The organism is Bradyrhizobium sp. MI1.3, from assembly GCF_055811695.1.
In genome coordinates, this window is record NZ_JBVVPQ010000167.1 from 1 (window position 1) to 3,915 (window position 3,915).

Below are 3,915 nucleotides of genomic sequence, written 5' to 3' on the forward strand. Positions count from 1 at the left end.
GTGGTCGGATTGCCGCCGCGCCGCCGAGGAGCGCGATGAACTCACGTCGCCTCACAATCGCCTCCGCCAACGCCAACCAACATGTTTTGAAGAAGCCTAGCACAGATCAGCCCCGCACCGGCCTTGGGGCATCGCCCTCTGGCGTCCTATGCAACGCTGCGGGCCCATCAGCGAAGTGGCGAATCGTCTCATTAAGGTCAGCTTCGTGGGTGGAAGCGGACTGGTTTTGCTCAGGCCGGGTTCTTCGCACCTTGACCCGGAGCGGACATCGCGAATCCTGCAAGTGCTGCTCCTGTCGCCTTCCGAGTATGACCTTGGAGGTTACAATGACTCATTATTATGGTGCCTGGGAGCGGACATGAAGTAGCGCGCTTTCACGGCTCTTGATGGCCGTGCAGCTGATGGCGGTGCGGGTCCGTGAATGTGATCGGCGCAACCATGGGAGCGCCTCCGGAAAACGCCAATCCGCCCGGACGCGACGAAGGCGTCGGCGGCTCTCAGAGGATAAGATCGTGTTGGAAGGGTAGCTGTACGCCCTGGCCAGCAGCCTCCTGCTCGTCGAAACGCCAACTCTCCGGCGTCGCATCGGCCGGATGGGGCCATGCGGTCGCGGCGGAATCGTGCTCCGGATTGAGCGCGGCGACGGGGACCGAGGAAGCGACTGCCGCAGCCGTCGAGCTGGCATGCTGCAGTTCCGCACCCGCCTCGAAATGGAACGCGGGCTCGGCCCGGTTGCGAAAGCCTTGGTCGTCGGCGCCCTGGATGACCACGGTCACGATCTGCGGCGTGCCGTCGATCGTGGTCACGGTGAAGGTGTAGGTCAGCGCGTCGCAAGGTCTCAGGCCTGGACCTCCGGGTCGTCGGGGTCGAGCACGTATGTCCACGTGCCGCAGGTCGTCATCGTGAAACTGCCGTAGCCGTGGTCGCTCGCCTGCGGACATGTCGTCGCCGTGAATGTGTCGTCGGGATTATCGACGTCTTTGTCGGACAAGGTGCCGCTGGCGCGTGGGGGGTCGTCGCAGGAATTGCTTGGCTCGGTCACGCGTCCGCAAATATCGCCGCAGACGACCGCGGCCTCGTTGCTGCCCTCGATGGTGACGGTCACCGTCTGCGCCGTACCGTCCGCGGCCCTCACGGTGAAATCGTCAATCAGCGACTGACCTGCCCACCGGTAAATCGCGCGCCGGATGACGTTCAAGTCACGCCACCATCCGTCGTCGAGGGCCAAGGCGAGCAAACGATCGGCACGGCACTGGAAGATGTCTTGGCAGATGTTGTTCAGGTCACCCCGCCGCGCATTATCGAACACAACGAGACGTCGATAACCAGATCACTCGACGGGTCGCTAGTGATGATGATGGTGCTCGTGGCACTTGGCTTTATGATGTCACTGCCATTTCGCCGTAGGCATGCCGAACGTGTCTTAGCCTTTGCCGCGATGCGCAGCTGCGAAGCGGGAGCGGACCATGCTCGCCCAGTCAACTTACGGTGTCCACCGCAAATCGAAGCCGATCCGAATTCCTTATCGAGTCTGGAAGCGTCCGTGAAAAACGTCCTCAGCACAATCAAGGAGACCGAAGCCGAGATGACTTCCTCACGGCAGCTCCGAAAGCCCGCGTGAAGCCGAGCTAGCTCCCATCTGAACTCCGCAGGTCGCCTTGAGCTGATGCAGGAACGGCCCGTTATCTTTTCGATAGGATGCGGCCCCTGAACCGGTTCGATGGCGGCGAACTCTCTCGTGCGTTATGCATCACCGAAAATGAAGGAGCGCGGTATGGATCGCAAGCACATGGAGGTGTCACCGAGAAGGCCAAGGGCACGATTAAAGAAAGAAGGTGCTGGTATCGGGCCCCGGCACCGCTGCCACTGTGAGACCACCACGGTTGAAGGGACGACGGCCGCAGGATCACGCGAAGGGAGCAGGTCTTCGACTAAAGAACGGCTGTGACATTCGGCTCTCTGACAGCAACGCGGACATCAGACCTGACCTTCGCGTACATTGAAAGCTACCAGCCGAACTTTACGCGTTCCGCGGCACAGCCACAGGGCGCACGGCCGATCAGTCCCCAAGCGCAGCGGTCGACGGAACGCTCAGCCCGCAACGCCGAAACCATCATGTATTCCGCGACAGCCGTCGCTAAAGGTATGAACGGGGTTTCGCGCGAGTACTTTGAGTTCGTTCGACAACAGATTGAGCGGAGCATGGACAGAATGAATGAACTCTGGCGCTGTCGAACTCATCACGACTTGGCAGCCGTTCAGACGGATCTAGTGCGCGACACGATCCGCAGCGCGATGGACAGCAGCCGTCGGATGGCCGACATGTCCCTCAAGGTAGCAGACGATGCGGGCGACCATATAGCTCAGAGCGTCGAACGGATGCAGCGCGCTGCGTAGCCGAGCCTCTAGGGCCACTTACGTGGGCGGCTGGATCTCGAGCCGCACACGTAAGTCGCGCGACGCTTCACCAGGTCCGCTGGCCTCGACGAGGCGGAAACGAAACCGGGCTCAGACCAAACCCAGGTCGCCATCTGAGGGTAGAGGATGTGTGCTGCATTAGTGCACTGACCATGGCCATGCCAATGACGGTTGCGGTTTTTTGGCTTGCGGCGGCGCCGGCTTCTGCGTCTGGGCGACATTGGCCGCCTGACGCGGACGAGGCAATGGTATTTCGGGCATCACCTTTGGTTCTCCGGAGCTCACCTCAGGCATCGCCTTTGGCGCTGAGGCGTTGGCGATGACGTGGGCGAGTTGTTCCTGGCTCGCGTTGAGTTGCTCGGTGAGTGTCTGGCTTTCGCGCGCCATCTGGATCTGGGTCGCCTTGATCTGGTCGATGGTACTGTGGTTCCGCGCCATTTCTTCCTGGCTCGCCTTGAGTTGGCTTGCGAGATTTTCATTGCCGCGGACCAATTGTTCTTGCCTCATTTCGAGCTGTTCCACCGTTTGCCTCAAGGCAGCTAAATCGCGCGCCATCGGTTGGAGCTGCTGCGCAATCTCGGAAGACACGGAAACGGCAGTCGGCGCAACGTCATTCGGCGCGGTTTGTACCGGAGGGGGCGGTACTGCGGCGACCATCATTGTCGAATCAACGGACGATGACCATCGCCACCCGACGACAGTAATCGATGCTACAAATAGCGAACCGATGAAAGCCAAATAGCGCCAACCGGCCAATCGATGACCCGTGCCCGGCGGGGCGCGTGACGTCTTCATCCTGGTCGGTCGGGCCAAAGGGCCGACTCCCTTTTCGCGGGCCAAGCTCGCCAGGCTAGAAAAATGCTCGTCCAAGCTTTTCGTGATCTGCTCTTCCGCGAGCTTGTCGCCTAACGTGGAAGCCATTTGGCGCTCCATATGAAATGCAATAGCACCCGCCGGAGAGCGATTCGCGCATCTGCGCTACGGCGAGTTAACCTTCAACGGGACGCAGATGGTTTTGAGCATTTCCCAGGGGATGAGCATGCAGCTGCACGTCACGTCGTCTTTTTTACCAGCTCACCTCAGAGCTATACTGGCGCTTTTAACGCAGCCGAGGAGGCGAAAGTATGTTGTCGGCCGGAGAACTACGGAAGGAACCCTGACGGTTCGCCAGTGCGCTCCATGCGAGATCACGCCGGAGGGCAGTTCGTCAACAGGCAGAATGCTGTAGAGCTCCCGCTATAGAAGCAAGCTGGGAGGTTACTTATTTGCGATGCTTCGCCGCCGAGCGCCCAGCACCATGAGTACAGTAATCTCAGACAGTGCTAGCTTCCAGCCGACTCAAGATTGTGACAAGCGTGCTGAGCTCATCGTCAGTTGCTCCCCTCAAGTCATAGCTTCCGATTGAGCCGGAATGCACCATTGAACCGCCCCGGGTTTGCCGGAGGCTCCAACTCCTGAGAGGATGGAGCCATGACAAGCAAGACCACGAACAAGTTT

At 60.1% G+C, this 3,915-nt stretch carries 4 protein-coding genes; 1 reads left to right on the forward strand and 3 read right to left on the reverse strand.

Going from position 1 to position 3,915, the window contains the following annotated elements:
* Window positions 1–497: 497 nt before the first annotated feature.
* Window positions 498–806, reverse strand: coding sequence for a hypothetical protein (locus AC0L3A_RS40210; RefSeq protein ID WP_311985951.1), 309 nt, complete (start codon window positions 804–806; stop codon window positions 498–500).
* 32 nt (window positions 807–838) lie between these two features.
* On the reverse strand, window positions 839–1,309 hold the full coding sequence (locus tag AC0L3A_RS40215) for a VCBS domain-containing protein (protein ID WP_311985950.1): 471 nt from the start codon (window positions 1,307–1,309) through the stop codon (window positions 839–841).
* 635 nt (window positions 1,310–1,944) lie between these two features.
* Here AC0L3A_RS40215 and AC0L3A_RS40220 point away from each other — a divergent pair.
* Complete coding sequence (locus tag AC0L3A_RS40220) at window positions 1,945–2,397, forward strand: phasin family protein (RefSeq protein ID WP_354129629.1); 453 nt, start codon at window positions 1,945–1,947, stop codon at window positions 2,395–2,397.
* Between the two features lie 159 nt (window positions 2,398–2,556).
* Here AC0L3A_RS40220 and AC0L3A_RS40225 read toward each other — a convergent pair whose 3' ends face one another.
* A complete protein-coding gene (locus AC0L3A_RS40225) occupies window positions 2,557–3,339 on the reverse strand; it encodes a hypothetical protein (RefSeq protein ID WP_354129630.1) in 783 nt (260 codons plus the stop codon).
* Window positions 3,340–3,915 lie beyond the last annotated feature (576 nt).

Coding starts and splice junctions, on each gene's coding strand:
- AC0L3A_RS40225 (WP_354129630.1), bottom strand. CDS start 3,339: ATGGCTTCCACGTTAGGCGACAAGCTCGCGGAAGAGCAGATCACGAAA.